Source organism: Streptomyces sp. NPDC023838 (assembly GCF_040639555.1).
Lineage (GTDB): Bacteria > Actinomycetota > Actinomycetes > Streptomycetales > Streptomycetaceae > Streptomyces.
In genome coordinates, this window is the sequence record NZ_JBFAAD010000034.1 from 52,685 (window position 1) to 79,637 (window position 26,953).

Sequence of the window (26,953 nt, forward strand, 5' to 3'; positions counted from 1 at the left end):
CCCGTCCGCCCCGCGGCACCGGGCGCCGCCGTCCACGTACCGGAGGTGCGAGCGTGACCCCGACCTTCCTCGCGGCCGAGGACCTCTCCCTGTTCGGCCGCGACCCCTGGTGGCTCATCGTCCTCAAGGCCGTGTTCTGCTTCGCGTTCCTGATGGTGACCGTGCTGTTCTCGATCGTCTGGGAGCGCAAGGTCGTCGCCTGGATGCAGCTGCGCATCGGTCCCAACCGGCACGGCCCCTGGGGGATGCTCCAGTCCCTCGCCGACGGCATCAAGCTGATGCTGAAGGAAGACGTCATCGTCAAACGGGCCGACAAGGTCGTCTACGTCCTGGCCCCGATCGTCGCCGCGATCCCGGCCTTCATGGCGATCGCCGTCATCCCCTTCGGGCCGTCCGGCAACGAGGTGTCGATCTTCGGCCACCGCACCACGATGCAGCTCACCGACCTGCCGATCGCGATGCTCTACGTCCTCGCGTGCGCCTCGGTCGGCATCTACGGGATCGTGCTCGCGGGCTGGTCCTCCGGGTCGACGTACCCGCTGCTCGGCGGACTCCGCTCGTGCGCGCAGATGATCTCGTACGAGATCGCGATGGGCGCGGCCTTCGCCTCGGTCTTCCTCTACTCGGGGTCGATGTCGACCTCGGAGATCGTCGCCCAGCAGCACGACCGCTGGTACATCGTGCTGCTGCCGGTCTCCTTCATCATCTACGTGGTCACGATGGTGGGCGAGACCAACCGCGCCCCCTTCGACATGCCCGAGTCCGAGGGCGACCTGGTCGGCGGCTTCAACACCGAGTATTCGTCGATCAAGTTCGCGCTCTTCATGCTGGCCGAGTACGTCAACATGGTCACCGTCTCGGCGGTGTCGACCACCCTCTTCCTGGGCGGCTGGCGGGCCCCGTGGCCCGTGTCCACCTTCTGGGAGGGCGCCAACCACGGCTGGTGGCCGATGCTCTGGTTCGTCATCAAGGTCCAGCTGCTGCTCTTCTTCTTCATCTGGCTGCGCGGCACGCTGCCCCGCGTCCGCTACGACCAGCTGATGAAGCTCGGCTGGAAGGTCCTCATCCCGGTCTCGGTCGTCTGGCTGATGCTGGTGGCGACCGTGCGCGCGCTGCGCAACGACGGCCACGACTTCTCCAAGATCGTGCTGTACGTCGGGGGCGCGGTCGTCGCGGTCCTGCTGATCTCGCTGGTCGCGGACGTCTTCCGGGGCCGCCAGGAGGAGTCGGCGGCCGAGGACGGGCCACCCGCGTTCGACCCGATGGCGGGCGGATTCCCGGTGCCACCGCTGCCCGGCCAGACCCTTCCACCGGTGCCGCGCCGACGCTCCAGGCACGAGCGGGAGTTGGTTGTCAGTGGTGGGTCCGATACTGAGAGTGACCGTGACGGAAGGGAGGACGAGGGTGTCTAAGTCATCGGAACCGGCGGAGACTTCGGGGGAGCCCGGGGCTTCGTCCGAGGCAAAGTTCCTGAACCCGGTGGCCGGCTTCGGCGTGACCTTCAAGGCCATGTTCAAGAAGCGGCTGACCGAGCAGTATCCGGAACAGCAGAAGACCACGGCCCCCCGCTTCCACGGGCGCCACCAGCTCAACCGGCACCCGGACGGCCTGGAGAAGTGCATCGGCTGCGAGCTGTGCGCCTGGGCCTGCCCGGCCGACGCGATCTACGTGGAGGGCGCGGACAACACGGACGAGGAGCGCTACTCGCCGGGCGAGCGGTACGGAATCGTCTACCAGATCAACTACGCCCGCTGCATTCTGTGCGGCCTGTGCATCGAAGCGTGCCCCACGCGCGCGCTGACGATGACCAACGAGTTCGAACTGGCCGACAGCAGCCGCGCCAACCTGATCTACACCAAGGAGCAGCTGCTCGCCGGGCTCGAAGAGGGCATGGTCGACTCGCCGCACGCGATCTACCCGGGCATGACCGAGGGCGACTACTACCGGGGCCTGGTCACCGAGGCCGCGCCCGGCACGGTCCGCCAGGTGGCCGTCTCCAAGGGCGAGCAGCCCGCCGACGGGGAACAGCCCGAGGGGGTGGACGCGTGATGCAGCTCGCCGTCTCCGCCACGACGACCTCCACCGGGGAGGCGTTCCAGTTCTGGGTGCTCGGCACCGTCGCCGTCATCGGCGCGCTGTGCACCGTACTGATGAAGAAGTCCGTGCACAGTGCGCTGTGCCTGGCCGGGACCATGATCATCCTGGCGGTCTTCTACCTCGCCAACGGGGCGTACTTCCTGGGCGTCGTCCAGGTCGTCGTCTACACCGGCGCGATCATGATGCTCTTCCTCTTCGTGGTCATGCTGGTCGGTGTCACCGCGGCCGACTCGCTCAAGGAGACCATCAAGGGCCAGCGCATCTGGGCCGCGGTCTGCGGGATCGGCTTCGGAGTGCTCCTCATCGCGGGCATCGCCAACGCCTCGCTGAAGCACTTCGACGGACTGAAGCAGGCCAACGCCGGGGGCAACGTGGAGGGCCTGGCCGCCCTCATCTTCACCAAGTACGTGTTCGCCTTCGAAATCACCGGCGCCCTGCTGATCACCTCGGCGGTCGGCGCGATGGTGCTCACGCACCGCGAGCGCACCGAGCGCGCCAAGACCCAGCGCGAGCTCTCCGAGCAGCGCGTGCGCGAGGGCAAGCACCTGCCGCCCCTGCCGGCCCCGGGTGTCTACGCCCGGCACAACGCGGTGGACATCGCGGGCCTGCTGCCCGACGGCACGCCGTCCGAGCTCACCGTCAACCAGACGCTGCGCGGCCGCGGCCAGATCCGCGACGTGTCCAGCGAGGCGCTGTCCGACCTGAAGGCGCTGGAGCAGCGCTCCGCCGAGCGGCTCGGCCGGGAAGAGGAGGCCGCGAAGTGAACCCCGTCAACTACCTGTATCTGTCAGCCCTGTTGTTCACGATCGGCGCGGCCGGCGTGCTCATCAGGCGGAACGCGATCGTGGTCTTCATGTGCGTCGAGCTGATGCTCAACGCCTGCAACCTCGCGTTCGTGGTCTTCTCCCGGATGCACGGCAACCTCGACGGCCAGATCATCGCCTTCTTCACGATGGTCGTCGCCGCGGCGGAAGTCGTCGTCGGGCTCGCGATCATCGTGTCGCTCTTCCGTTCCCGCCACTCGGCCTCGGTCGACGACGCCAGCCTGATGAAGCTCTGAGGGGTCGCTGAATCGTGGAGAACCTGATTGCGCTGCTCATCGCGGCGCCTCTGCTCGGAGCGGCCGTCCTGCTGTGCGGCGGGCGGCGGCTCGACGCCGTCGGACACTGGCTGGGCACCCTGCTCGCGGCCGTCTCCTTCGGCCTCGGTGTGGCGCTCTTCGCCGACATGCTCGGCCGCTCGGCCGACAACAGGGCGGTGCACAAGCACCTGTTCAGCTGGGTCCCGGTGGAGGGCTTCCAGGCCGACGTCGGTTTCCAGCTCGACCAGCTGTCGATGACCTTCGTCCTGCTGATCACCGGTGTGGGCACGCTGATCCACATCTACTCGATCGGCTACATGGAGCACGACGAGAACCGCCGCCGCTTCTTCGGCTATCTCAACCTGTTCCTCGCGGCGATGCTGCTCCTGGTCCTCGCCGACAACTACCTGCTCCTGTACGTCGGCTGGGAGGGCGTCGGTCTGGCGTCCTACCTGCTCATCGGCTTCTGGCAGCACAAGCCCAGCGCGGCGACGGCGGCCAAGAAGGCGTTCCTGGTCAACCGGGTCGGCGACATGGGCCTGTCCATCGCCATCATGGTCATGTTCACCACCTGGGGCTCGTTCGCCTTCTCGACCGTCTTCAACGAGGTCGGCGAGACCGGCGACGGCCGCAACACCACCATCGGCCTGATGCTGCTGCTCGCCGCCTGCGGCAAGTCCGCCCAGGTGCCGCTCCAGTCCTGGCTCGGTGACGCGATGGAGGGCCCGACCCCGGTCTCGGCCCTGATCCACGCGGCGACGATGGTGACCGCCGGCGTCTACCTGATCACCCGCTCCGGCGTCATCTTCAACGCGGTGCCCGACGTGCAGACGGCCGTGGTCGTCGTCGGCGCGGTCACGCTCCTGTTCGGTGCGATCGTCGGTTGCGCGAAGGACGACATCAAGAAGGCCCTGGCGGGCTCGACCATGTCGCAGATCGGCTACATGATCCTCGCCACCGGCCTCGGCCCCATCGGCTACGCCTTCGCGATCATGCACCTGGTCACCCACGGCTTCTTCAAGGCCGGGCTCTTCCTCGGCGCGGGCTCCGTGATGCACGGCATGAACGACGAGGTCGACATGCGCAAGTACGGCGGCCTGCGCAAGTACATGCCGGTCACCTTCGTCACCTTCGGCCTCGGCTACCTCGCCATCATCGGCTTCCCGGGCCTGTCCGGCTTCTGGTCCAAGGACAAGATCATCGAGGCGGCGTTCGCCAAGGGCGGCACCGAGGGCTGGATCCTCGGCGCGGTCACCCTGCTCGGCGCGGCCATCACCGCGTACTACATGACGCGCGTGATGCTGATGACGTTCTTCGGCGAGGAGCGCTGGCGCAACGCCCCCACCCCGTCCCCGGCCGAGCCGAGCGTGGAGCCGGCGGCCGAGCACCGCGGCGAGCACGCCGAGCCGCACCCGCACGAGTCGCCCTCCACCATGACGATCCCGATGATCATCCTGGCCTTCGGCTCGGTCCTCGCGGGCGGGCTCTTCAGCATCAACGAGTCGTTCGTGAAGTGGCTGGAGCCGGTCACGAGCCTCTCGCACGGCGACTCGCCGGTGAGCGAGGGAGTGGTCACCGCGGCCACCGTCACTGTGCTGCTGATCGGCGTCGGCCTCGCCTGGGCGCAGTACGGACGCAAGCCGGTCCCGGTCGTCGCCCCGCGCGGCTCGCTGCTCACCCGGGCCGCCCGCCGCGACCTGCTCCAGGACGACTTCAACCACGTGGTCCTGGTCCGTGGCGGCGAGCACCTCACCCGCTCGCTCGTGTACGTCGACCACACCCTGGTCGACGGCGTGGTCAACGGCACCGCGGCGGGGTTCGGCGGGCTCTCCGGCCGGCTGCGCAAGCTGCAGAACGGCTTCGCCCGTTCGTACGCGGTCTCGATGTTCGGAGGTGCGGCGGTGCTCATCGCCGCGACCCTGCTGATGAGGGCGGTGTAAGGCATGTCGTTCCCCCTCCTTACCGCGACGGCGGCGCTCCCGGCGGTCGGCGCGATCGCCACCGCCGCGGTCCCGGCAGAGCGGCGCACCGCCGCCAAGTGGCTGGCGCTGCTGGTCTCGCTGGGCACGCTGGTCCTGGGCGCCGTCCAGCTCGTACGGTTCGAGCCGGGCGGAGACCGGTACCAGCTGACCGAATCGCACGCCTGGATCAAGGACTTCGGCGTCCGCTACGAGCTGGGTGTGGACGGCATCGGGGTGGCGCTGATCGCGCTCACCGCGCTGCTCATCCCGTTCATCATCGTGGCGGGCTGGCACGACGCGGACCCTTCCCCAAGCTCTCAACTTCGTTCGAGCAGGGGAGGCCCCAAGGAGACCGAGAACTATCGATGGCGGCCCACCCAGGGCTTCTTCGCCCTGATCCTCGCCGTCGAGGCGATGGTGGTCCTCTCCTTCGAGGCCACCGACGTCTTCCTCTTCTACATCCTGTTCGAAGCCATGCTGATCCCGATGTACTTCCTGATCGGCGGCTTCGGCGACCGCGCCCACGAGCACGGCGACGAGGCGGCGGCCACCCAACGGTCGTACGCGGCGGTCAAGTTCCTGCTCTACAACCTGGTCGGCGGTCTGCTCATGCTGGCCGCGGTGATCGGGCTGTACGTGGTGGCCGGGACGTTCTCGCTCGACGAGATCGCGGCCGCGCGCGCGAGCGGCTCGCTGGACATGGCGACCAACACCGAGCGGCTGCTGTTCCTCGGCTTCTTCTTCGCCTTCGCGGTGAAGGCCCCGCTCTGGCCGCTGCACACCTGGCTGCCCAACGCGATGGGCGAGGCCACGGCGCCGGTCGCGGTGCTGATCACGGCGGTGGTCGACAAGGTCGGCACCTTCGCGATGCTTCGCTTCTGCCTCCAGCTCTTCCCGGAGGCGTCGAAGTGGGCGACGCCGGTGATCATGGTCCTCGCCGTGATCAGCATCATCTACGGGGCGCTGCTCGCGGTCGGCCAGCGCGACATCAAGCGCCTGGTGGCGTACGCGTCGATCTCGCACTTCGGCTTCATCGTCATGGGCATCTTCGCGATGACCACCCAGGGCCAGTCCGGCGCCACGCTGTACATGGTCAACCACGGGATCTCGACGGCCGCGCTGATGCTGGTGGCCGGCTTCCTGATCTCGCGCCGCGGCTCGCGTCTGATCGCGGACTACGGCGGGGTGCAGAAGGTGGCCCCGCTGCTCGCGGGCACGTTCCTGGTGGGCGGTCTGGCGACCCTGTCGCTGCCCGGCCTCGCACCCTTCATCAGTGAATTCCTGGTCCTGGTGGGCACGTTCAGCCGCTATCCGGCGATCGGCGTGATCGCCACGCTGGGCATCGTGCTGGCCGCGCTGTACGTGCTGGTGCTCTACCAGCGCACGATGACCGGCCCGGTCAAGGCCGGGGTGCAGGGCCTGCCGGACCTCAAGGTCCGCGAGCTCCTGGTGGTCGCCCCGCTGATCGCGCTGCTGGTCTTCCTGGGGGTCTACCCGAAGCCGCTGACCGACATCGTCAACCCGGCGGTGCAGCACACCATGTCCGACGTACACAAGAAGGACCCCAAGCCCGTGGTGGAGGCGGCCCAGTGAGTACAGCAACAGCTGTCCACAGCCTGTGGACGACGGCGGCCGACGGCAAGGTGGACAAGATCCCGGCGCCGCACATCGAGTACGCACAGCTGTCGCCCACGCTGATCGTGGTCGGCGCGGCGGTGGTGGGCGTGCTGATCGAGGCGTTCGTCCCGCGCAAGAGCCGTTACTACGCCCAGGTGTTCCTCTCCGTGATCGCGCTCGCCGCCGCCTTCGCCGCGGTGGTCGCCCTCGCGGCCGACGGGTACGGCACGACGAAGGCGCACATCGCGGCGATGGGCGCGGTGGCCGTCGACGGCCCGGCGCTCTTCCTCCAGGGCACCATTCTCCTCGCCTCGATCGTCGCGATCTTCACCTTCGCCGAGCGCCGCCTGGACCCCGAGGCGCATGGCAACCGGGTCGACTCGTTCGCCGCGCAGGCCGCCTCCGTACCGGGCAGTGACAGCGAGAAGGCCGCGGTCAGGGCCGGTTTCGCGACCACCGAGGTCTTCCCGCTGGCGCTCTTCGCGATCTCCGGGATGCTGGTGTTCCCGGCGGCCAACGACCTGCTGACGCTCTTCGTGGCGCTTGAGGTCTTCTCCCTCCCGCTGTACCTGCTGTGCGCGCTGGCCCGCCGCAAGCGGCTGATGTCGCAGGAAGCGGCGGTGAAGTACTTCCTGCTCGGCGCCTTCTCGTCGGCGTTCCTGCTGTTCGGCATCGCGCTCCTGTACGGCTACGCGGGCTCGGTCCAGTACGCGACGATCGCGGACGTCGTCGACGGCACGGTTCAGACGGTGGACCCGGCGCTGGCGGGCACGATGGGCAACGACGTGCTGCTGCTGATCGGCGGCGCGATGCTGCTGATGGGGCTGCTCTTCAAGGTCGGCGCGGTGCCGTTCCACATGTGGACGCCGGACGTCTACCAGGGCGCGCCCACCCCGGTCACCGGCTTCATGGCGGCCGCCACCAAGGTCGCGGCCTTCGGCGCGCTGCTGCGGCTGCTCTATGTGGTGCTGCCCGGGATGCGGTGGGACTGGCGGCCGGTGATGTGGGGCGTCGCCATCGTCACGATGGTGGGCGGCGCGATCGTCGCGATCACCCAGACCGACATCAAGCGGCTCCTCGCGTACTCGTCGATCGCGCACGCCGGGTTCATCCTCGCGGGTGTGATCGCGACGAACGCGGACGGGATCTCGTCGGTGCTGTTCTACCTCGGCGCGTACTCGTTCGTGACGATCGGGGCGTTCGCGGTCGTCACGCTGGTGCGCGACGCGGGCGGCGAGGCGACCCACCTGTCCAAGTGGGCAGGGCTCGGCCGGCGCTCGCCGCTGGTGGCGGCGGTGTTCGCGGTCTTCCTGCTCGCCTTCGCAGGCATCCCGCTGACCTCCGGCTTCGCCGGGAAGTTCGCCGTGTTCAAGGCGGCGGCGGAGGGCGGCGCGGGGGCGCTGGTCGTGGTCGGTGTGATCTCTTCGGCGATCGCCGCGTTCTTCTACATCCGGGTGATCGTGCTGATGTTCTTCAGCGAGCCGAAGGCCGACGGGCCGACGGTGGCGGTTCCGTCGCCGCTGACGATGACGGCGATCGGGGTCGGCGTCGCGGTGACGCTGGTGCTGGGTGTGGCGCCTCAGTACTTCCTGGATCTGGCGAGCCAGGCGGGAGTGTTCGTGCGCTGACGCTCCACGGGGGCGTGGGTATTCGGCTGCGGACCGTGCTGGGCCGGTCGCGCCCGCGCGGTGTCGCGGCCCCGCGCCCCTGGGGGTGGCCTTGCGGTACTTCCGTCAAGCCCCCGGCACCGTGGCTGGTGCCGGGGGCCTCGTGCTATCTCCGGGCCGCGTACGCCCGTACGTCCGCGTCCGCGTCGTTCACCGCCTCGGCCAGGGCCGCCCGCGCCTCCGGAGTCGCGTGGGACCGCAGGGACAGGACCGCTGCCTTGCGGACGTCCGCGTTGTGGTCGGTCAGCGCGTTGGTCAAGGCTGGGACAGCGATCTGTGCGGGTGCTCCTCCCAGCGCCGTCGCCGCCCCCGCCCGTACCTGCCAGGCCGCGTCCGTCAGGGCCGATATCGCCCGTACGGCCACGTCGTCAGGGCATCCCACCCCGGCGAGTGAGGTGTACGCCGCCGCCCTCACCAGCGCGTCGCCGTCGTCCAGGAGCGGGGTCAGACGGGCGGGGGAGAGCAGAGCGCGGGCCGTCGCGACCCGGACCTCGCGGGCCGGGTCCGTAGCCGCCCGTACCAGGGCGTCCTGCGCGTCCACCGAGACCAGGCCGCGTACCGCCGAGAGCCGCACCTCGATGTCGGGGTCGGTGAGCAGGCCCGCGTAGTGGGACGCGTCGCCCAGGCGCAGGGCGCGCAGGACTTCCAGGGCTCCGGCGCGTACGCCCGCGTCCCCGCTCGTGGATGCCTGAAGCAGTCCCGCCCTCAACTCCTGATCCGGCGGCAGCACTTCGACCAGTTCCAGCAGGCCGCGAGCCGCAGCCGCCCGTACGCCCGCGTCCGTGTCCGCCAGCCGGGCCGCCAGGGCCGGGCCCACGCCGGCCGGGGCCGACTCCGTGAGGGTGGCGACGGCCGCCGAGCGGACCGCAGGGTCGGCGTCGGTCAGGTACCCCGTGAAGGCGTCCAGCCCGGGCTCGCCCTCGGCCAGCGACAGGGCCTCCAGGATGCGGGGGGAGTGGGAAGTGGCCGTCGCCGCCTGTGCGCGTGCGGCCGGGTCCGAACCGATCGGCGCCCTCTCCCGGGACCCCGCCGTCGCCACCTGCTCCGGGTGCACCTCGCCGAGGTGGCGCGGGGTGCCGCCGGTGGGGGCGTAGCCGTCGACGGGGACGAGGTAGGGCTCCACCGGCCGCGCCGTGAACTCCATGGCGCCGGACGCGGACTTGCGCAGGTCCAGGTGGTGCAGCCAGTCCTCGTCGTCGCGCTCGGGGTGGTCGGTCCGCTCGTGGTAGAGGCCCCAGCGCGACTCGGTGCGGGCCAGCGACGAGCGCGCCGCCATCTCCGCGCAGTCCCGGATGAACGTCACTTCCGCGCACCGCATCAGTTCGTGCGGGGTCCGCGCCCCCATTTGTGAGATCTCCGTCCGCATCCGCTCGAAGTGCTCGACGGCCAGGGAGAGCCGGGCGCCCGACTTCGGCGGGGCCACGTAGTCGTTCACGAACCGGCGCAGCTTGTACTCGACCTGGGGCTGGGGCGGCCCTGACGGATGCCGCAGCGGCCGGTAGACCAGCTCGTGGGCCTCGCGCAGCTGATCGGGCGGGAGTTCGCCCTCGTACGCGGTGAACCGGGCCGCGTCCGCGCCCGCCAGGTCGCCGAAGACGAACGCGCCGATCATGTAGTTGTGCGGGACGCACGCCAGGTCGCCCGCCGCGTACAGCCGGGGCACGGTGGTGCGGCCGTGGTCGTCGACGCGGACGCCGGACGCCGAGTGGCCGCCGCACAGGCCGATCTCCGAGATGTGCATCTCGATGTCGTGGGTGCGGTAGTCGTGGCCGCGGTTCGCGTGGAAGGTGCCGCGGGTGGGGCGTTCGGTGGAGTGCAGGATCGTTTCGAGGGCCGACACCGACTCCTCGGGCAGATGGCTGAGCTTGAGGTAGACCGGTCCCCGGTCGCTGGCGACCTCGGCGGCGAACTCGGCCATCATCTGCCCGGACCAGTAGTCCGAGTCGACGAACCGCTCGCCGTGCCGGTTGACCTGGTAGCCGCCGAAGGGATTCGCCACGTAGGCGCAGGCCGGGCCGTTGTAGTCCTTGATCAGCGGGTTGATCTGGAAGCACTCGATGCCGGTGAGCTCGGCGCCCGCGTGGTACGCCATGGCGTAGCCGTCGCCCGCGTTGGTGGGGTTCTCGTAGGTGCCGTAGAGATAGCCGGAGGCGGGCAGGCCGAGGCGGCCGCACGCGCCGGTCGCCAGGACCACCGCGCCGGCGCGCACGGTGACGAACGCGCCGGTCCGGGTGTTGAAGCCCGCCGCCCCGACCGCGCGGCCGCCCGCCGTGAGGATACGTACCGGCATCACCCGGTTCTCGATGCGGATGCGCTCGCGCATCTCGCGCCGTCTGAGCTGCCGGTAGAGGACCTTCTTGACGTCCTTGCCCTCGGGCATGGGCAGCACGTACGACCCGGAGCGGTGCACCTGGCGGACCGCGTACGCGCCGTGCTCGTCCTTCTCGAACTTCACGCCGTACGACTCCAGGCGCCGCACCATCGCGAAGCCGCGGGTCGCGGTCTGGCGGACGGTGGACTGGTCGACGATGCCGTCGTTGGCGCGGGTGATCTCGGCGACATAGTCGTCGGGCTCGGCGCGGCCGGGGATCACCGCGTTGTTGACGCCGTCCATGCCCATGGCGAGGGCGCCGGAGTGGCGGACGTGGGCCTTTTCGAGGAGCAGGACGTGCGCGCCGCGCTCGGCGGCGGTGAGCGCGGCCATCGTGCCCGCCGTGCCACCCCCCACGACGAGGACGTCGCAGGTCAGCTCCTCGGCGTCGGCGAGTGCGGGGATCTGCATGAGGAGGCCTTTCAGGGGCGTTCGGCGGGCAGGGGGGTGTCTCCGAGGGAGGCGAGGACCTCGCGGCGCAGGGCCGTGGTCGCCGGGTCGTCGTGGGCTTCGCGCTCGCGCGGCCGGGGCACCGCGAGGACGCGCCCGGTGCCGATCAGCGCGACCCGGTCGGCCAGGAACAGCGCCTCGTCCACGTCGTGCGTGACGAAGACGACGGTCGCGCCGGTGCCGTCGAGGACCTCGACGAGCAGCCGCTGCATCCCGGCGCGGGTCTGCGCGTCCAGCGCGCCGAACGGCTCGTCCATCAGGACCGCGCGCGGGCGCCCCGCCAGCGCCCGGGCCAGCTGGGCGCGTTGGCGCTGGCCGCCGGAGACGCGGTGGGGCAGCTTCGCGGCGTGCGCGTCGAGCCCGACCCGGCCCAGCCACGCCTGCGCGCGGGCGCGGCGCTCGGCCCGGGGCACCCCTTGGACGGCCAGCGGCAGCTCGACGTTGGCGCGCAGGGAGCGCCACGGCAGCAGGGCGTCCTCCTGGAAGACCAGCGCCCGCTCGGCGCCGGGGCCCAGGACCGGCTCCCCGTCCTGGGTGACCCGGCCCGAGAGCGGCGGCAGCAGCCCGGCCAGGGTCCGCAGCAGGGTGGACTTGCCGCAGCCCGAGGGCCCCACGACGGCGAGCACCTCGCCCGCCGCGACATCGAGGGTGACACCGTCGAGGACGGGGGCGCCGGGGTGGCCGAGCAGGGCGTCGTGGAGCGCGAGGACGGCGCCCGCGGTGCGGTCGGGCTCAGACGAGCTGGTCATGGCGGGCCGCCTCGGTGGGGGTCGGGGGAACGGCGGGGGTGGCGGTGACGGCCCTGCCGGTACGGGGCCGGGCGCCCGGGCCGTACGAGGGGCGCGGCAGCCAGCGGGTCAGGCGCCGGCCGAGGAGCTCCACGGCGCCGGCGGTGAGCCGGCCGAGGACGCCGATGGTGGCCATGCCGACGAGGACGCCGGGGTAGTCCACCACCGTGTAGTCCTGCCAGGTGCGGTAGCCGACGCCGTACTCACCGGAGATCATCTCCGCTGAGATCACACAGATCCACGAGACGCCGATGCCGACCGAGAGGCCACCGAAGACGCCGGGGAGCGCGCCGGGCAGCACCACCGAGCCGAGCACCCGCCAGCGGCCGCCGCCCATCGTGCGGACCGCCTCCTCCCAGACCGGGGTCAGCGCGGCGACCGCGTGCCGCGTGGCCACCACCACCGGGAAGAAGGCGGCGGTGCAGGTGATGAAGACGATGCCCTGCTCGTTGGAGGGGAAGAGCAGGATCGCCACCGGGACCAGCGCGATCGCCGGAATGGGCCGCAGGACTTCGAGCAACGGCCCCAGCAGGTCGGTGGCGAGCCGGGAGCGGGCGAGCGCGACTCCGGTGGCCACGCCGAGGACGGAGGCGAGGGCGAAGCCGGTGAGGATGCGGGTCAGGCTCTGGGTGACGTCCTGCCAGTAGGTGCCCTCGCCCACCCGGTGGCCGAACTCCCGGGCCACGTCGGTGACGGTGGGGAACTGGGCGAAGCGCAGCCAGAGGTCGACGTCGTACGAGGTCAGCAGCTGCCACAGGCCGAGTGCGGCCAGCAGCGACAGGGCCCGGACGAGACGGCGGGTCATGAGGCGGCGGCCGCGGCGAGCGCGGTGGCGTAGGGGACGGTACGGGCGCCGGGATGGGCCGTGACGTACCGGGCGGCGACCGAGGGCGTCACGAACGGCTTGAGCTCGGACCCGTCCCGCACCCAGACCGCCCGGTCCGCGAACCAGGAGGTGCCGGTGGTGGCGTCGGGCACGTAGACGGCGCGCACGGTGTCGCGGTGGGCCGCCGCGAAGCGCAGGGCCGGGCCGGGCGAGTCGAACGCGTCGGTCTTCTCGGCCCCCTTCAGCCAGACCTCGCTGCGGGGCGCGGGGGCGGTGGCCGCGGACTGGCGCCCGTAGTCGGCGCCGTACGCCTTCTTTATGAAGTGGTCGTCGACGAACGCGTCCACGTCCACGTCGCCCACCAGCTTCGCCGCCTTCAGGACCGGCACGTCCTGCTTGAGGGCGTCGACGAGCCGCGGCTTGAGGGTGGGGTCGAAGGCGGCGATGCCGTGGGCGCCGTTGTAGAGGTAGACCACCTCGGCCGGCAGGCCGGTCGCCGCGGCCACCTTCTCGGCGGCCTGGACGGGGTGTTCGCGCAGATACGCGGTCGCGGTGATCTGCGCCCGCAGGAAGGCGTCGAGCACGGCCGGCCTCTTCTTGGCGAAGTCCTCGCGCGCGGTGACGCCGTGGAAGGTCGCCAGGTTCAGCTCGGCGCCGTCGTAGAGCGCCTTCGCCTTGCCCTGGAAGGCGAGCAGTCCCGGCCACGCGACGAACTGCGACAGGGCGTCCACACTGCCCGCGCCGAGCGCGGAAGCGCCGACGGCGGGCTGCTGGTTGACCTTGTGGATGTCCTTGCCGGCGTCGAGCCCCGCGCGCTGGAGGGCCCGTACGAGGGTGCCGTCGGCGGCCGAGCCGATACTGGTCGACACCTTTTTGCCGCGCAGTTCACCCAGATCGGTGAGTGGGGAACCGGGCGTCGTCATCACGGTGTTGAGGCCGCCGCGCAGGTTGTAGCCGGTGACGGAGACCAGGTGGGTGGGCCGTCCCAGCTGCTTGCCGCGCGCCGCGTTGAGCAGCAGCGGGAAGTCGCCCATCGACCCGATGTCGACCTTCCCGGCGGTCATCTGCGCGGTGATGGGCGCGCCCGTCGCGTAGTCCTCCCACTTCACCTTGTAGGTGAGGCCGTCCTGCTCGCCACGCGCCGCCAGCTCCCGCTCGAAGGCGCCGAGCGAGCGCAGCAGGGTGCCCGCGGTCACGGTGTTGATGGTCTTGGACTGGTAGCCGACGGTCACCGTGACCGTACGGGAGCCACCGGCCTCGGCGTCGCCGCCGCAGCCGGTGAGGGGCAGGAGCAGGGCGACGGCCGCGATACCGGCGGTGGTTGTGCGTTTCATCGGGATTCGGCCTCTCACCTGAGCAGATAGGGCATGTTGACCGTGACGGCTCCGGTCGGGCACCGGGCCGCGCAGGGGCCGCAGTACCAGCACTCGTCGACGTGCATGAACGCCTTGCCGCTCGCCGGGTCGATCGCCAGCGAGTCGAGCGGGCACATGTCGACGCAGAGGGTGCAGCCGTCGATGCACTTGGATGCGTCGACGGTCACGGGCACGTCGGCCCGCTGGGGCGCCAGGGGCATGGCTGTCTCCAGGGAAGGGGTAGGGCGGTGAAGGGGGGACGGCGGTGGCCGCCCCGGGGCGGCTCAGGCGGACCGGTGGAGCAGCCCGCTCATGCTGATGCGGTCGCCGCGGAACCGGATGAACTCCAGGTCCACCGGGCGGCCGTCACTGAGGTGGGTGAGCCGTTCCAGCATGAGGACGGCGGCCCCGCGCGGGGCCTGGAGGACGGCGGCGGAGTGCGCGTCGGCGTTGACTGCCTCCAGGGTGATGTCGGCGGCGCCCAGCCGGGTGCCGGTCAGGGACTCGATCAGCCGGAAGACGTCGGTGTTCTCCAGGTCGCAGCCGATCAGCTCGGCGCCGATGTCCATGGGGACGTAGGTGAGGTCGAGGGAGAGCGGCAGGCCGTTCAGCAGGCGCAGCCGCTCGATGTAGAGCACGTCGCTGTGCTCGGGGACGCGCAGCCGTCCGGCGACCGGCGCGGGCGCGGGGACGGGCCCGGCGGTCCGCACCACGTTGGTGACCGTGCCGTGCTCGTGCAGGGTCTCGGCGAGCCCCTGCAGCCGGTCGAGGCCGTGCGCGTACTTCTCGCAGACCACCACCGTGCCGACGCCGGGCTGGCGCTCGACCAGACCCTCCGCCCGTAGCAGGTCGAGCGCCTGGCGGACGGTGTTGCGCGAGACCCGGAAGTCGGCGCCGATGGCGTCTTCGAGGGGCAGGACGCCGCCGGGGAAGGAGCCCGAGAGGGCCTGGCGCCGCAGCAGGTCGGCGAGCTGCCGCGCCTGGTCCGCGCGCAGCCTGCGCCGACGCGCGGCGGAGACCGGCGCGGTGCGCTCACGGGTGCGTTCGGCTGGCATGCGGTGGACCATACCGACGCGGGTGGCGCGGTGGTGTTGCCACAGTGTTGCGCCACCTGTGGATAACTTTGCGCCCGCTCTGACCTGGCGTTTTACCCCCGGTCAGGGAAGATCTGCCACGACCGCGGCGGGCCGTGTCCGCCGGGCCCCCTATCGTGGCAGGGGTGGCGGAGTCAACGGGACGACGGTGGGGGACGGCGGCATGAACGGGACGGAAGGGGCGGTCGAGGTGGCGGACCAGCCGGTGGCCGGGACAACGGTCGCGGCAGCGGTCGAGAGCGAGGCGCTGCGGACGCTGAAGCGCGTCTTCGGCTACGAGACCTTCCGCGGTGACCAGGGCGCGGTCATCGAGCACGTGGTGGCCGGCGGGGACGCCGTGGTGCTCATGCCGACGGGCGCCGGAAAGTCGCTCTGCTACCAGATCCCGGCCATGGTCAGACCCGGCACGGGCGTGGTGGTCTCCCCGCTGATCGCCCTCATGCAGGACCAGGTGGACGCGCTGCGGGCGCTCGGCGTGCGGGCCGGTTTCATCAACTCCACGCAGGACTTCGACGAGCGCCGCACGGTGGAGGCGGAGCTCCTCGCGGGCGAGCTCGACCTGCTCTACCTGGCCCCGGAGCGGCTGCGCGTGGAGGCCACGCTCGATCTGCTCTCCCGGGCCAAGATCTCGGTCTTCGCGATCGACGAGGCGCACTGCGTGGCGCAGTGGGGCCACGACTTCCGCCCGGACTACCTGGCGCTGTCGATGCTGGGGGAGCGCTGGCCGGACGTGCCGCGCATCGCGCTGACGGCGACGGCGACGCGGGTCACCCACCGGGAGATCACCGACCGGCTGGCGATGCCGCACGCGCGCCACTTCGAGGCGAGCTTCGACCGGCCGAACATCCAGTACCGGATCGTGCCGAAGAACGACCCCAAGAAGCAGCTCCTGACCTTCCTGAAGGAGGAGCACGAGGGGGACGCGGGCATCGTCTACTGCCTCTCGCGCGCGTCCGTGGAGAAGACCGCGCGGTATCTGAGCGACAACGGGGTGGAGGCGGTGCCGTACCACGCGGGGCTCGACGCGGCCACGCGCGCGCTGCACCAGTCCCGCTTCCTGCGGGAGGACGGGCTGGTCGTGGTGGCGACCATCGCGTTCGGCATGGGCATCGACAAGCCGGACGTACGGTTCGTGGCCCATCTGGACCTGCCCAAGTCGGTCGAGGGCTACTACCAGGAGACGGGCCGAGCGGGCCGCGACGGCCTGCCGTCCACGGCGTGGATGGCGTACGGCCTGCAGGACGTGGTCCAGCAGCGCAAGCTCATCCAGGGCGGCGAGGGCGACGAGGCGTTCCGGCGCCGCGCGGCCGCGCACCTGGACTCGATGCTGGCGCTCTGCGAGACGGCCGAGTGCCGCCGCGCCCAGCTCCTGCAGTACTTCGGCCAGGACGCCCCGGCCGCCCACTGCGGCAACTGCGACACGTGTCTGAACCCGCCCGAGACCTGGGACGGCACAGTGGCCGCGCAGAAGGTGCTGTCCACGGTCGTACGGCTGGAGCGGGAGCGGCGCCAGAAGTTCGGGGCGGGCCAGATCATCGACATCCTGCTCGGCCGCAAGACGGCGAAGGTGATCCAGTTCGACCACGACGCGCTGTCCGTGTTCGGCATCGGGGAGGAGCTCTCCGAGGCGCAGTGGCGGGGTGTGGTGCGGCAGTTGCTCGCGCAGGGGCTGCTGGCGGTGGAGGGCGAGTACGGGACGCTGGTCCTGACGGAGACGAGCGGGGAGGTCCTCGGGCGCCTGCGCGAGGTCCGGTTGCGCTCGGAGCCGGAGAAGCCGGAGCGCGCGTCCCGCGCACGGGGCGCCGGCAAGGCGAAGGCGGCCCCGGCCGACTTCCCACAGGAGGCGGCGCCGCTGTTCGAGGCCCTGCGGGCATGGCGGGCCGCGCAGGCCCGGGAGCAGGGCGTTCCGGCGTATGTGATCTTCCACGACGCGACCCTGCGGGAGATCGCCGTCACCCGGCCAGGCTCGCTGGAGGAGCTGGGCGCGATCGCCGGGGTGGGCGAGAAGAAACGAGTGACGTACGGGGAGGGCGTGCTGGCGGTGCTGGGGGAGGTTTGAGCCCCACCCCGCCCCTTCCCCAAACCCTCCGGGGGCGGGGTGGGGTAGGTAGGAAGGTTTCCCCGGGGCTTCGCCCCGGACCCCGGGCGGGGCCTGCGGCCCCTGCACCCCGCTCGCGGGGCTTCGCCCCTGCACCCCCTTGCGCCTCCCCCAGCCCCCGGGAGCCGTCTCCCTACCCCTCCACGATCCGCCCCGTGACCTCCCCCAGCCCCACCCGGACCCCGTCCGGGCCGGGGGCCCAGGCCGTCATGGTGACGATGTCGCCGTCCTCCAGGAACGTGCGCTTGCCGGTGGGGAGGTCCATCGGCTCCGTGCCGTTCCAGGTCAGTTCCAGGAAGGAGCCGCGCTGGTCGCGTTCGGGGCCGCTCACCGTCCCGGAGCCGTACACGTCGCCGGTGCGCAGTGACGCGCCGTTCACCGTCATGTGGGCGAGCTGCTGGGCTGCCGTCCAGTACATGCCGGCGAACGGCGGCTCGGCCACGAGCTGGCCGTTGAGGGCGACGGCGATGCGGATGTCGAAGCCGCCCGGGACCTCGGCGTCCGCGTCGTCGAGGTAGGGCAGCAGCGGGAAGTCCCGCGCGGGCGGGGCGACCCGGGCGGCCGTCAGGGCCTCCAGCGGGGTGACCCACGCGGAGACCGAGGTGGCGAAGGACTTGCCCAGGAACGGGCCGAGCGGCACGTACTCCCACGCCTGGATGTCCCGCGCCGACCAGTCGTTCAGGAGGAAGAGGCCGAAGACGTGGTCCTCGAAGGAGGCCAGGTCCACCGGCTTGCCCAGCGGGGACGGGGCGCCCACCACGAAGCCCACCTCCGCCTCGATGTCCAGCTTCACCGAGGGTCCGAACACCGGCGCCGGGTCGGACGGCGCCTTGCGCTGCCCGTGCGGGCGCGCCACGTCCGTACCGGAGACCACGATCGTGCCGGACCGGCCGTGGTAACCGATCGGCAGGTGCTTCCAGTTGGGGGTGAGCGCGTCCCCGTCCGGCCGGAAGATCCGGCCCACGTTGGTGGCGTGGTGTTCGCTCGCGTAGAAGTCGACGTAGTCCGAGACCTCGTACGGCAGATGCAGGGTGACCGTGTCCAGCGGGTGCAGCAGGGGCTCTATGTCGGGCCGGTGGGCGGGGACCGTCACCCACGCCGTCAGCGCGCGCCGCACATCGCGCCAGGCAGTGCGCCCGGCCGCGAGCAGCGGGTTCAGCGTCGGCCGGGCGAGCAGTGCCGCGTACGGGGAGCCGAGTGCGTGCGCGGCGGCCCCCGCGTCCAGGACGTGGTCGCCGATGCGGACGCCGACGCGGCGGTGATCGGGCGCGTCGGGCGTGGAGAAGACGCCGTACGGAAGGTTGTGCGGGCCGAAGGGGTCGCCCTCGGCCAGGTCGAGCGGGCTCTGCTCGGACATCTGTGCCTGCCTCGCTTTCCACGGGTGTGGAGGACACGTTACGTCGGCGATGGTGGCGTCGGCAGGGTCCAAAGAGTGCGCGATGTCCGGAAACTCCGCAGGCGGGCGGCCGAAGGGGCGGGGCCCGGGTCAGCCCGCCGTGCGGGGGACGCGCTTCTCCCACGTCCGGTGGAAGACCACCTCCCCGCCGTCCCGGCACACCACCTCGTCCGAGGTGAGGAAGTCCGCCGCGTCGCAGGCGATCTCGGACCGCGTGGTGATCGTGACGTCCCAGGCCAGCTCCGGCCGGTGCAGCCGGATCGTCCAGTCCGAGCGGGTGCGCGCGGACAGGGGGTCCGCCTCCTCGATCGTGTACGTCTCCCGGGCGTCCTCGGTGTACTCCAGGCCGTCGGGGTGGACCCGCGTACCGCAGTGGCCCGGGTCCACCTCCAGGCGCCACTCGCCCTTGGCGACGTCACGGACGACCAGGCGCTCCGGCCGGGGCTCGTCCAGCGACTCGGGGGAGACCACGCCGAGCGGCGCCGACTGCTCGGGCTCCTCGAAGGCGATCGCGTCGGCCGTCCGCTCCCGCACCGGCAGGCTCAGCGAGCTGCCCTGCGGGTCGACCGTGAAGCCCACCGAGTCCGCCTGCGGCCAGATCCACGGCCAGTACGCGGAGGAGACCGCGAGCCGGACGCGGTGGCCGGGCGGGAAGCTGTGGCCGATGCTGTTGAGGAGAAACGTCACGTCCTGGGTGGAGCCCAGCGGCCAGGCGTCCGCCCTGTCCCGGCCCTCGCGCGCGGAGAGGTTGAGCGCGCCCCGGGTGACCAGGGTGGACGAGCCGTCCGGCGCCACATCGCAGAGGCGCGCGACAGCCTGCCCGAACGGGACGTCCATGCGCAGCCGCAGCGTCACCTCCGGGCGCCCGAGGATCTCAAGGGGCGGCCCGTCGTCCGGCACCGCGAAGTCGAACGCCGCCGAGTACGCGTCCTCGGCGCGCTGGTCCGGCGGCAGGTCGGCGTCGTCGCCGGACGGGAGGAAGCGGCCCGCGTCCAGGCCGGTGTGCTGCGGCGAGTCGACCCGGACCGGGGCGCCCCCGAGCGCGTACGCGACGGGGGTGACGTGCGGCGAGGGCCACGCCGGGTCGCCCACCCAGCGGCCGGGCAGCTCCTCGTACACCGTGGCGGGCCGGTGCGACTCGCCGATCCAGGAGCGCAGCAGCGGCTCGTCCATGATCCCGCTGTCCTCGCCCCTGAGCCAGTGGTCCCACCAGCGCAGGGTCTCCTGGAGGAAGCCGATGGCCGGGCCGGGCGGCAGCCCCCGGTCGGGGTACTGGTGCGCCCATGGGCCGACCAGGCCGCGCACCCGGTCGGCGGGCAGGTGCTCCACCAGGCGCAGCACGGTGTCCCGGTACGGGTCGTGCCAGCCGCCCACCGCGAGCACGGCCGCGCCGATCGCCCCGTAGTCCTCGCCGGCGCCGCCGTGCGTCCAGTACGCGTCGCGGGTCTGGTGCGCCAGCCAGGTGTGGACGGGCGGCTCCATCGACTCCAGGCGCGTCAGCCACATGTCCCGCCACTGGTCGCCGCCGAACACCGGGTCCGGCGGGCGGGCCGTGAATGCCAGCGTCCGCGCCGACCGGGCGTGCATCTCCGCGGCGAGGACGGAACCTCCCAGGTAGGGCCCGTCGTTGTCATAGCGGTCGTCCGACGAGCAGACCGTGACGACCGCCTTGAGCGGCCCGGGCGCGAGGGCCGCGATCCGCAGGGAGGTGGAGCCGCCCCAGGAGATCCCGAACATGCCGACCTTGCCGTCGCACCAGGGCTGTGCGGCGAGCCAGTCGACGACCGCGACCCCGTCCGCGAGCTCCTGCGCGCCATAGGCGTCCCCCGGCAGGCCCTCGCTGTTGCCGTGCCCGCGCACATCGACGCGTACGGAGGCGTAGCCGTGTCCCGCGTACCAGGGATGGCGCTGCCAGTCGCGCGGCGCGGTCCGGTCGGTGAGCCGGTCCGGCAGGTATTCGAGCAGCGCCGGTACGGGCCCGTCGGTCACGGGCCGCCAGATCCGGGCGTACAGCCGCGTCCCGTCGGGAAGCGGAATGCGTACGTCCGCGCGGGTGGTCTCGTACGGGAAGTCGGTTCGGATCCGCATGGCAGCCTCGCAGGACCTCAGTGGACGGGGTGCAGGGTGTGCTCGGCGCCCACGCCGGGGTCGGTAGCGGTGTCGGTGGCCGTTTCGGACAAAAGGTCTACTCCTGATCGTATGAGTCGATCACGAACATACCGGGGTCCTTCGGGCTGTGCGCGGGGGGTGACGGGAAGGCGCCAGCGGTGATCGAACAGCGACCGGATACGCTGACTTGAGTGAAGGCAGCGACACATCGACAATCCGTGTGATCGTCAGCAGACAGGAGTACCCCTCGTGACCGTCGTCGGGCCGTTCGGGCTGAGCGTGCGGGACCAGGCTCTTGAAGCCGATGTCCAGACCGGATTGGCGGCAGTCGAGGCGGGCCTGCTCGACGCCACCAAGAGCGAGGTCCCCTTCATCACGGAGGCCGCGCAGCACCTCGTGCGCGCGGGTGGCAAACGCTTCAGGCCCCTGCTCGTGATGCTCGCCGCGCAGTTCGGCGACCCCTACGCGCCGGGTGTCGTGCCCTCGGCGGTGGTGGTCGAGCTGACCCACCTGGCGACGCTCTACCACGACGACGTCATGGACGAGGCCGAGGTGCGGCGCGGGGTGGCCAGCGCCAACGTCCGCTGGGACAACTCGGTCGCGGTCCTCACCGGCGACTTCTTGTTCGCCCGCGCCTCGCACATCCTGGCCGACCTGGGCCCGGAGGCCGTGCGTATCCAGGCCGAGGCGTTCGAACGGCTGGTCACCGGCCAGATCCTGGAGACCGCGGGCCCGCGCGACGGCCGCGACCCGGTCGACCACTACCTCGACGTGCTCGCGGGCAAGACCGGCTCACTGGTGGCCGTCTCCGGCCGGTTCGGCGCGATGATGTCGGGCGCCGACGAGTCGGTCGTGGACATCCTCACGCAGTACGGCGAGCGGCTCGGCACCGCGTTCCAGCTGGCCGACGACGTCCTGGACATCGCCAGCGACTCGCACGAGTCCGGCAAGACCCCCGGCACCGACCTGCGCGAGGGCATCCCGACGCTGCCGGTCCTGCACCTGCGGGCGCAGGCCGCCCAGTACGGCCGCCCGGAGGACCTGGAGCTGGTCGCGCTGCTCGACGGCGACCTGACGGACGACGCCCGGCACGCCGAGACGCTGCGCCGGCTGCGGGTGCACCCGGCGCTCGAACAGGCCCGCAGGGACACCGTGCGGTACGCGGAGGAGGCCCGCGCCACGCTGGCGCCCCTGCCGGAGTGCTACGCGAAGTCGGCTCTGGAGGAGCTGTGCGACGCGGTGGTGCACCGGGCGGGTTAGGGCCGACTCTCCTAGTAGTCGGATCCGCCGGTGTCGGACCCACCGGTGTCGGACCCACCGGAGTCGGATCCGCCGGAGTCGGCGCCGGAGGTGTCGCCACCGGTCGTGCTGCCGCCGTTGGTGCTGCCGCCGTTGGTGTTGCCACCGGTCGTGTTGGCTCCGCCGGAGGTCGTGCCGCCGCCCGTGTCGGACGTCGCCTTCGCCCCGGTCGGAGTGATCGCGAACCAGGTGCCGCCGGCGCCCTGCCCGTACGCCTCACGGGGCGCGTCGTCCTTGGCGTACCGGTAGAGCGGCCAGCCCGCGAGGGTCAGCTGTTTGGTGCCGTCCGGGCGGGTGACCGTGCCGACCAGGGCCTTGTCGATGCCCTTGACCGTCAGCGCGTCGGTGGCGGGGGCCGGGGGCCAGATCGCGGCACAGGCGGCCAGACAGTTCGAGTGGGACGGCTTCGCGGTGTCCTTGTCGAAGCGGTACAGGACGTACCCCTTGCTGTCGGTGACGACCGTGCCGACCTTGTCGACCTTGGTGGCGCTCAGGGCGGGGGCGGCCGGATTCGGGGTCGCGGGGGCCGTCGTGGTGGTCGACGGCTTCTCGGTCTTGCTGTTGCTGCTTCCGCACCCCGTGGCGGCCAGCGCGAGGACGGCTGTCCCGGCGGCAGCGCCGACGGCGATGCGGCGGACGGTGAGCATGGCGATCCCCTTTGGTGGTGCCGGTTGCTCTCACTCAGGTGTACGGATTCCGGCCCAAAGTGACTCGAACACCCGCATTGTCAATAGTGTGACCCAGGTCACACTATCGGGTGCCCGGTGATGCTGCGTAGACGGTCGCACACGTGGCGAAACAATGGCGAACCGGCGCCGCCGCCTTCGCGGCCCGGGTGCCGGCCTCCCTGCCGGTACAGGCCGGGGTACGGGCCGATGCGGGGTTCGGGGTGCGGATGCGCCTGAAGGCCGCTCAGTTCGGGGTGTGTCGCGGTCCGTTGGTGACGGTGGGCGGCAACCCTGCCTCGCCTCGGCTGAGTTGACGCTTCTGACAGGTACGCGACGTGCAACCCCTACTGGTCGGGGGAGGTTCGCCGTGCCGGTGTCATCCCAGAGAGGTACACCAGGTTGCTCCCGAGGGGTGACGCCTGAAGGCGGCTGATTTGGTCAGATTGAGAACACCACTCCTGACCAATTCGGGTGAGAATGGCGGCGCGGGGTGGACAGAGCGCCAGTACTACGGACGGACGCCGCCGACCACGGAGGTAAGGCACACATGGCACCGAACGACAGCGCACACACCACCGAGGAGGCCAGGGACCTCGTCGCGGGCCGCCGCAAGGCCGCGCGGTATCTGGTCCCGGTCGGGGTGGCGGGGGTGGCGGCCGCGACCATCGGGCTGGTCCCGGCGCTCGCGGCCTCAGGTGACCCCGATCTGCCGAAGATCAGCGCACAGCAGCTCATCGAGAAGATCGCCGCGTCGGACGCGCAGCAGCTTTCCGGCACGATGAAGATCAAGACGGACCTGGGCCTCCCCTCCTTCGGCGGCCTCGGCTCCTTCGCCCCCAAGGGCGGCGCGGGCAAGGGCGGCTCGTCCGCCTCGCCCGACAGCAAGCTGATGGAGCTCGCCTCCGGCTCGCACACCCTGCGGGTCGCGGCCGACGGCCCGGACAAGCAGAAGCTGTCGGTGCTCGACAACGCGTCGGAGTACAGCGTCATCCACAGCGGCGACGACGTGTGGGCGTACGACAGCGCCTCGAACGAGGTGTATCACTCGAAGCGGGCGCCCGGCGGCGTACGCGAGGGGCACCCGGGCAAGGCCCCGGAGGCCCTGCCGGCCACGCCCAAGGCGCTGGCCGAGCAGGCCCTGAAGGCGGTCGACCCGACCACGTCGGTCACGGTCGACGGCACCTCCCACGTGGCGGGCCGGGACGCCTACCAGCTGGTGATCAAGCCGAAGCAGTCCGGCTCGACGATCGGCGCGATCCGGATCGCGGTGGACGCGAAGAACGGGGTGCCGCTGAAGTTCACGCTCGCGCCGTCCGGCGGGGGCAAGGCCGTGATCGACGCGGGCTTCACCAAGGTCGACTTCGGCAAGCCGTCCGCCTCGACGTTCGACTTCACGCCGCCCAAGGGGGCGAAGGTCACCCAGGACGACGGCAAGGGACACGAGGGCAAGGGACACGACGGCAGGGCGCATGGCGGCAAGGACCTGAAGGGCTCGCGGGGCGAGGAGTTCAAGGGCCTGAACGTCATCGGCAAGGGCTGGAACTCCATCGCGCGCCTGGACGTTCCTGGAGGCAAGGGCATCCCGTCCGCACCCTCCGGCAAGGGCGGCAAGGGCGATGTCCCGCCGGAGGCCCGGAAGTTCCTCGACTCCCTGGGCGACAAGGTCACGGGCAAGTTCGGCTCGGGCACGGTCTTCAAGACCCGCCTGATCAACGCGCTGGTGACGGACGACGGGAAGGTGTACGTGGGCGCGGTCAACAAGGACGCGCTGGTGAACGCGGCGAACGCCGCGAAGTAGCGGACGGGAGGGGGGACTTGGGTCTCCCCTCGCGACCCCGGCGGTCCCGGCCCCTCCGGCGTGTGAGGGGCGGGGGCTCCGGGGCAGCGCGCCCGGCAGCGGCGACCGGCCGAGGGGCCGGAGCGGAGCGCCGGTTACGGGAAGCGGCGGGGGTCCGGGGCAGCGCGCCGGGCAGCGGCGACCGGCCGAGGGGCCGGAGCGGAGCACAGTTACGGAAAGGGGCGGGGTGGGGAACTCTCAGGCGGTCATCGAGACGCGCGGTCTCAGCAAGCGCTACCGCGGCGGCCAACTCGCCGTGGACGGCCTGGATCTCACCGTCCCCGGCGGCAGCATCTTCGGATTCCTCGGCCCCAACGGCTCGGGCAAGACGACGACGATCCGCATGCTCATGGGCCTGATCGAGCCGACCTCCGGCACGGCCCGGGTCCTCGGCAGCCCCATGCCCCGCGCGGGGCGTACGGTCCTGCCGCAGGTGGGCGCCCTGATCGAGGGCCCCGCGCTGTACGGATTCCTGTCCGGCCGCGACAACCTCGTACGGTACGACTCGGCCGACCCGACCGCCGACCCCCGCACCCGCGCGAGCCGGGTCGCCCACGCGCTGGACCGGGTCGGGCTCGCCGCCGCCTCGGGCAAGAAGGCGCGGGCGTACTCGCTGGGCATGAAGCAGCGGCTCGGGCTCGCGGCCGCGCTGCTCCAGCCGCGCAAGCTGCTGGTCCTGGACGAGCCGACCAACGGCCTGGACCCGCAGGGCATGCGGGAGATCCGCGCCCTGGTGCGGGAGCTCGCCGCCGACGGCACCACGGTCTTCCTCTCCTCGCACCTTCTGGACGAGATCGAGCAGGTCTGTACGCACGCGGCGGTGATGACCCAGGGCCGTCTGGTCGTCCAGGGCGAGGTGTCCGAGCTCTCGGCAGGCAACCGGGGCCGGCTCGCCGTCACCACCCCGGACCCGGCCGACGCGGCCCGGCTGCTCAAGGAGCGCGGGATCGGGGACGTGACCGTGGACGGAGACCGCGTGACGGGCGAAGTCCCGCCGGACGAGGTGGAGCTGGCGGAACTCAACGCCGCGCTGGTGCACGGTGGCGTACGGGTAAGGGCCTTCGGGGTCGAACGGGCCTCGCTGGAGGACGCGTTCGTGGCGCTGACGGGGGAGGGGTTCGATGTCGCGGGCTGAGGTGAACGCAACGGAGGACGTACCTACGTCGGCGGCCGCGTCGGGAGGGGAGGCGGGAGGGGCTACGGGCGCCACAGGGGCTCCAGAGGTCCGGTCCGCCCTGGAAATGGCGGAAGCCGCAGGAGCCACCCGGGGCGCTGACGCCGCAGGGACCACGCAGGCCACTGACGTCGCCGGGGCCACGGAGGCCGTAGGCGCCCCAGACGCCCAAGCGGCCGTCTCGGGCTCGCCCGTCCCCGAATCACGGCGTCCCGGCGCCCTCTGGGCGCTCGGGCTCTTCCGGTCCGAGCTGGTCACCGTCGTGCGGCGGTGGCGCACCCTCGCGCTGCTCGGGGTGCTCGCGGCCGTCCCGATCCTGATCGGCATCGCCGTGAAGATCGAGACGAGCGACGGCGGCACGGCCGGTCCCAGCGGCGGTGACGGCCCGGCCTTCATCTCGCAGGTCACCAACAACGGGCTCTTCCTCGTCTTCGCGGGCCTCGCGGCGACCCTCCCGGTCTTCCTGCCGATGGCGATCGGCGTGGTCGCGGGCGACGCGATAGCGGGCGAGGCCAACAGTGGCACCCTGCGCTACCTCCTGGTGGCCCCGGCGGGGCGGACCAGACTACTGCTCGCCAAGTACGCGTCGGTGCTCGCGTTCTGCCTGCTGGCGACGCTGGTCGTGGCGGCGTCCGCGCTGGCCGTGGGCGCGCTGCTGTTCCCGCTCGGCGAGGTCACGACGATCTCCGGCACCCAGATATCGTTCGCGGACGGGCTGGTGCGCGCGCTCGCGATCGCCGGGATGGTGGCCCTGTCGCTGACCGGCGTGGCTGCGCTCGGCCTGTTCATCTCCACGCTCACCGGCAGCGGAGTCGCGGCGATGGCGGCGACCGTCGGCCTGCTGATCACCGTGCAGATCCTGGACCAGATCCCCCAGCTGCACGCGATACACCCGTATCTGTTCCCGCACTACTGGCTGTCCTTCGCGGACCTGCTCCGGGTGCCGGTCTACTGGGACCAGCTGGTGAAGAACCTGGAGCTGCAGGCGCTGTACGTGGCGGTGTTCGGCTCGGCCGCCTGGGCGCGCTTCACGGCGAAGGACATCACGGCCTGACATACGGGATG

General features: G+C 71.5%; 21 protein-coding genes. 12 read left to right on the top strand and 9 right to left on the bottom strand.

Going from position 1 to position 26,953, the window contains the following annotated elements:
• Nucleotides 1–53: 53 nt before the first annotated feature.
• The 7 genes from nuoH to nuoN are packed head-to-tail and all read left to right on the top strand — an operon-like array spanning nucleotide 54 to nucleotide 8,384.
• Nucleotides 54–1,412: an NADH-quinone oxidoreductase subunit NuoH gene (gene nuoH / locus AB0G17_RS30570; RefSeq protein WP_361389760.1), complete on the top strand. Its 1,359-nt coding sequence runs from the start codon at nucleotides 54–56 to the stop codon at nucleotides 1,410–1,412.
• Nucleotides 1,405–2,049 (top strand): NADH-quinone oxidoreductase subunit NuoI, encoded by a 645-nt coding sequence (nuoI, locus tag AB0G17_RS30575; RefSeq protein WP_361389762.1) that lies wholly within the window; start codon nucleotides 1,405–1,407, stop codon nucleotides 2,047–2,049. Before nuoH ends, nuoI begins: the two co-directional genes overlap by 8 nt.
• A complete protein-coding gene (locus AB0G17_RS30580) occupies nucleotides 2,049–2,861 on the top strand; it encodes an NADH-quinone oxidoreductase subunit J (protein ID WP_361389816.1) in 813 nt (270 codons plus the stop codon). Before nuoI ends, AB0G17_RS30580 begins: the two co-directional genes overlap by 1 nt.
• Complete coding sequence (nuoK, locus tag AB0G17_RS30585; protein WP_067163047.1) at nucleotides 2,858–3,157, top strand: NADH-quinone oxidoreductase subunit NuoK; 300 nt, start codon at nucleotides 2,858–2,860, stop codon at nucleotides 3,155–3,157. The genes AB0G17_RS30580 and nuoK overlap by 4 nt, the downstream gene beginning before the upstream one ends.
• Nucleotides 3,158–3,171: 14 nt before the next feature.
• Complete coding sequence (nuoL, locus tag AB0G17_RS30590; RefSeq protein ID WP_361389764.1) at nucleotides 3,172–5,118, top strand: NADH-quinone oxidoreductase subunit L; 1,947 nt, start codon at nucleotides 3,172–3,174, stop codon at nucleotides 5,116–5,118.
• A gap of 3 nt (nucleotides 5,119–5,121) precedes the next feature.
• Complete coding sequence (locus tag AB0G17_RS30595; protein ID WP_361389766.1) at nucleotides 5,122–6,732, top strand: NADH-quinone oxidoreductase subunit M; 1,611 nt, start codon at nucleotides 5,122–5,124, stop codon at nucleotides 6,730–6,732.
• Complete coding sequence (nuoN, locus tag AB0G17_RS30600; protein ID WP_361389768.1) at nucleotides 6,729–8,384, top strand: NADH-quinone oxidoreductase subunit NuoN; 1,656 nt, start codon at nucleotides 6,729–6,731, stop codon at nucleotides 8,382–8,384. The genes AB0G17_RS30595 and nuoN overlap by 4 nt, the downstream gene beginning before the upstream one ends.
• 145 nt (nucleotides 8,385–8,529) lie before the next feature.
• Here nuoN and AB0G17_RS30605 read toward each other — a convergent pair whose 3' ends face one another.
• From AB0G17_RS30605 to AB0G17_RS30630, 6 genes are all read right to left on the bottom strand, one after another.
• Nucleotides 8,530–11,205: a fumarate reductase/succinate dehydrogenase flavoprotein subunit gene (locus AB0G17_RS30605; protein ID WP_361389770.1), complete on the bottom strand. Its 2,676-nt coding sequence runs from the start codon at nucleotides 11,203–11,205 to the stop codon at nucleotides 8,530–8,532.
• An 11-nt stretch (nucleotides 11,206–11,216) separates the two neighbouring features.
• The gene (locus AB0G17_RS30610; RefSeq protein WP_361389772.1) at nucleotides 11,217–11,993 is read right to left on the bottom strand and encodes an ABC transporter ATP-binding protein; all 777 of its coding nucleotides are present in this window, start codon (nucleotides 11,991–11,993) and stop codon (nucleotides 11,217–11,219) included.
• Entirely contained in the window at nucleotides 11,977–12,837 is an 861-nt protein-coding gene (locus AB0G17_RS30615) for an ABC transporter permease (RefSeq protein ID WP_361389774.1), read from the bottom strand. Before AB0G17_RS30615 ends, AB0G17_RS30610 begins: the two co-directional genes overlap by 17 nt.
• Nucleotides 12,834–14,192: an ABC transporter substrate-binding protein gene (locus tag AB0G17_RS30620; RefSeq protein ID WP_361389776.1), complete on the bottom strand. Its 1,359-nt coding sequence runs from the start codon at nucleotides 14,190–14,192 to the stop codon at nucleotides 12,834–12,836. Before AB0G17_RS30620 ends, AB0G17_RS30615 begins: the two co-directional genes overlap by 4 nt.
• 14 nt (nucleotides 14,193–14,206) lie before the next feature.
• Complete coding sequence (locus AB0G17_RS30625) at nucleotides 14,207–14,434, bottom strand: ferredoxin family protein (RefSeq protein WP_329401229.1); 228 nt, start codon at nucleotides 14,432–14,434, stop codon at nucleotides 14,207–14,209.
• Nucleotides 14,435–14,497: 63 nt separating this feature from the next.
• A complete protein-coding gene (locus AB0G17_RS30630) occupies nucleotides 14,498–15,268 on the bottom strand; it encodes a GntR family transcriptional regulator (RefSeq protein ID WP_361389778.1) in 771 nt (256 codons plus the stop codon).
• A gap of 202 nt (nucleotides 15,269–15,470) precedes the next feature.
• Between AB0G17_RS30630 and recQ the strand changes: the two genes are divergently transcribed.
• On the top strand, nucleotides 15,471–17,366 hold the full coding sequence (gene recQ, locus AB0G17_RS30635; RefSeq protein WP_361389780.1) for a DNA helicase RecQ: 1,896 nt from the start codon (nucleotides 15,471–15,473) through the stop codon (nucleotides 17,364–17,366).
• Nucleotides 17,367–17,538: 172 nt separating this feature from the next.
• Here recQ and fahA read toward each other — a convergent pair whose 3' ends face one another.
• Nucleotides 17,539–18,762, bottom strand: coding sequence for a fumarylacetoacetase (gene fahA / locus AB0G17_RS30640; protein WP_361389782.1), 1,224 nt, complete (start codon nucleotides 18,760–18,762; stop codon nucleotides 17,539–17,541).
• A 129-nt stretch (nucleotides 18,763–18,891) separates the two neighbouring features.
• The gene (locus AB0G17_RS30645) at nucleotides 18,892–20,889 is read right to left on the bottom strand and encodes a CocE/NonD family hydrolase (protein ID WP_361389784.1); all 1,998 of its coding nucleotides are present in this window, start codon (nucleotides 20,887–20,889) and stop codon (nucleotides 18,892–18,894) included.
• Between the two features lie 270 nt (nucleotides 20,890–21,159).
• Between AB0G17_RS30645 and AB0G17_RS30650 the strand changes: the two genes are divergently transcribed.
• The gene (locus AB0G17_RS30650) at nucleotides 21,160–22,170 is read left to right on the top strand and encodes a polyprenyl synthetase family protein (RefSeq protein WP_361389786.1); all 1,011 of its coding nucleotides are present in this window, start codon (nucleotides 21,160–21,162) and stop codon (nucleotides 22,168–22,170) included.
• Between the two features lie 11 nt (nucleotides 22,171–22,181).
• Here the strand turns inward: AB0G17_RS30650 and AB0G17_RS30655 are convergent, their stop codons facing one another.
• Entirely contained in the window at nucleotides 22,182–22,856 is a 675-nt protein-coding gene (locus tag AB0G17_RS30655; protein WP_361389788.1) for a hypothetical protein, read from the bottom strand.
• 568 nt (nucleotides 22,857–23,424) lie between these two features.
• On the opposite strand from AB0G17_RS30655, the gene AB0G17_RS30660 reads away from it, so the two are divergent.
• From AB0G17_RS30660 to AB0G17_RS30670, 3 genes are all read left to right on the top strand, one after another.
• A complete protein-coding gene (locus tag AB0G17_RS30660; RefSeq protein WP_361389790.1) occupies nucleotides 23,425–24,675 on the top strand; it encodes a DUF2092 domain-containing protein in 1,251 nt (416 codons plus the stop codon).
• 226 nt (nucleotides 24,676–24,901) lie between these two features.
• The gene (locus tag AB0G17_RS30665; RefSeq protein WP_361389792.1) at nucleotides 24,902–25,849 is read left to right on the top strand and encodes an ABC transporter ATP-binding protein; all 948 of its coding nucleotides are present in this window, start codon (nucleotides 24,902–24,904) and stop codon (nucleotides 25,847–25,849) included.
• Nucleotides 25,850–25,955: 106 nt separating this feature from the next.
• Complete coding sequence (locus tag AB0G17_RS30670) at nucleotides 25,956–26,942, top strand: ABC transporter permease (protein ID WP_361389794.1); 987 nt, start codon at nucleotides 25,956–25,958, stop codon at nucleotides 26,940–26,942.
• Nucleotides 26,943–26,953 lie beyond the last annotated feature (11 nt).

Bases quoted from the DNA above. Each gene is read 5' to 3' on its own strand.
- AB0G17_RS30620 (WP_361389776.1), bottom strand. From the start codon at position 14,192: ATGAAACGCACAACCACCGCCGGTATCGCGGCCGTCGCCCTGCTCCTG.
- AB0G17_RS30605 (WP_361389770.1), bottom strand. From the start codon at position 11,205: ATGCAGATCCCCGCACTCGCCGACGCCGAGGAGCTGACCTGCGACGTC.
- AB0G17_RS30670 (WP_361389794.1), top strand. From the start codon at position 25,956: ATGGCGGAAGCCGCAGGAGCCACCCGGGGCGCTGACGCCGCAGGGACC.
- AB0G17_RS30655 (WP_361389788.1), bottom strand. From the start codon at position 22,856: ATGCTCACCGTCCGCCGCATCGCCGTCGGCGCTGCCGCCGGGACAGCC.
- AB0G17_RS30625 (WP_329401229.1), bottom strand. From the start codon at position 14,434: ATGCCCCTGGCGCCCCAGCGGGCCGACGTGCCCGTGACCGTCGACGCA.
- recQ (WP_361389780.1), top strand. From the start codon at position 15,471: ATGAACGGGACGGAAGGGGCGGTCGAGGTGGCGGACCAGCCGGTGGCC.
- AB0G17_RS30580 (WP_361389816.1), top strand. From the start codon at position 2,049: ATGCAGCTCGCCGTCTCCGCCACGACGACCTCCACCGGGGAGGCGTTC.
- AB0G17_RS30645 (WP_361389784.1), bottom strand. From the start codon at position 20,889: ATGCGGATCCGAACCGACTTCCCGTACGAGACCACCCGCGCGGACGTA.
- AB0G17_RS30595 (WP_361389766.1), top strand. From the start codon at position 5,122: ATGTCGTTCCCCCTCCTTACCGCGACGGCGGCGCTCCCGGCGGTCGGC.
- AB0G17_RS30660 (WP_361389790.1), top strand. From the start codon at position 23,425: ATGGCACCGAACGACAGCGCACACACCACCGAGGAGGCCAGGGACCTC.
- AB0G17_RS30610 (WP_361389772.1), bottom strand. From the start codon at position 11,993: ATGACCAGCTCGTCTGAGCCCGACCGCACCGCGGGCGCCGTCCTCGCG.
- AB0G17_RS30615 (WP_361389774.1), bottom strand. From the start codon at position 12,837: ATGACCCGCCGTCTCGTCCGGGCCCTGTCGCTGCTGGCCGCACTCGGC.
- fahA (WP_361389782.1), bottom strand. From the start codon at position 18,762: ATGTCCGAGCAGAGCCCGCTCGACCTGGCCGAGGGCGACCCCTTCGGC.
- AB0G17_RS30630 (WP_361389778.1), bottom strand. From the start codon at position 15,268: ATGCCAGCCGAACGCACCCGTGAGCGCACCGCGCCGGTCTCCGCCGCG.